Here is a 1420-nt window from a genome sequence, read left to right as displayed (position 1 = left end):
ATAGAAAAGTGGGTTTGCGACTATTGTTCAATAGGAAAAATTGCAATTGAACCTAAAAAACAGAACTGAAAAGATGTTCTGTTTTTTTCTGGCTCAACTGCAATTCTTTCCTTAATTATTATATCATTCTTATTATAGCATTTAGCCGCCAATTATGCGTGATGGTTTTTGGAATTTATATGACATTTTTAAGAATGACCCTTATCACAGGAGTAATATCGAACTTTTAATAATAGCTCTGGATCAGTATTTAACGTTGCCCGAATTTTTGTTGTGTCGTGTTAGAATTATACATGATCAATTGTTTCAATATTTGCCTTAGACTTTACTTTTATATAATTCCATAAATTATTTCAAAAGTCGGCAGGAAAATCCAAGTCTATTATAGAAGTAACACATTGAAGGAAAATACAACATAAGGAGTGGATTTAATTGGTAAAGTTTAAAAGATTTATCACCGTACTTATTTTCTTGCTGTTCACGGGTTTTATTGGTACTAATTATGTACTTGCAGCAGAAGATACCAATTTGGAGAATAACATCGAAGCAAATGGAGTAAGTGAATTGTTTTCTAACTTTATAGATAAGGCGTTTAGTGATGTGGATGAATTATTGGTATTAGACTCAAAGGGGCTGGATATTACTGATGAGTTCATAGGAGTTGCATCTGTGCATTATAATGCAAGTAACTATCAGAAGATTCAAGACATAATTAAGAATCAAGATTTGTCTATCTCACATGGGAAGAGTAGTTATATGAATGATGCAGAGGTTAACGAATATATAGATAATACTGAGATCAATAAAGATATCTCAGGAAATAATGATTTGAGTTTTGTATTAGGGAAAAATGATTCTAGAGAATTTTACCATATTGCAACTGACACTACAGGAAGGTTTACAAAAGAATGGGTAGTTACTCTTTCTGGAAGTTATTTGTATGATACAATTCTCCGGCGATCTTATGGAGTTCAGGGACCAACAGTTAATCTTACAACCGCAAATTTTGGTGCCTCATTTAGTCCATACATGGAAAATATAACCACTTCAGATTCAACTTCAAATTCCGTTGTTACATTTAGTGCTAATTATACCATGATGGCTGATTTAAGCATACCAATAGGAGATATACCAATAGGTGTTTCCTTTGATTTTGGATCCTATAATGATACTTTTCAATCTTTCCCTGTACAATAAAATACTTAAGTTATCACTAAAATCTTGATTTTTCTGTGTACATTGAATTGTCATTGTTACGGTTAATCAAAAAAGGTTAATAAAATACTTGGTAATCATAGAGTAGGGTAACCTTTCTCAAGGCTACCCCCTCATCAAACCGCACGTGCCCTACTAAGGCATACGGCTTACCAGCGTGTTACATTGTTAAATCAATCTGTTGCTAATCGTTGGCTGGCATTCA

At 32.9% G+C, this 1420-nt stretch carries 1 protein-coding gene; it reads left to right on the top strand.

Translation table 11 applies throughout. The annotated features are described in order from the left end of the window. Positions 1 to 432: 432 nt before the first annotated feature. The gene (locus E4U82_RS19535) at positions 433 to 1197 is read left to right on the top strand and encodes a hypothetical protein (protein WP_135111911.1); all 765 of its coding nucleotides are present in this window, start codon (positions 433 to 435) and stop codon (positions 1195 to 1197) included. The last annotated feature ends 223 nt before the right edge of the window (positions 1198 to 1420 follow it).

Origin of the sequence: Lentibacillus salicampi (assembly GCF_004565465.1) — a bacterium.
GTDB classification, from domain to species: domain Bacteria; phylum Bacillota; class Bacilli; order Bacillales; family Amphibacillaceae; genus Lentibacillus; species Lentibacillus salicampi.
The sequence above is the reverse complement of the archived record's forward strand: the minus strand, read 5'-3'. Positions and strand labels throughout refer to the sequence as shown.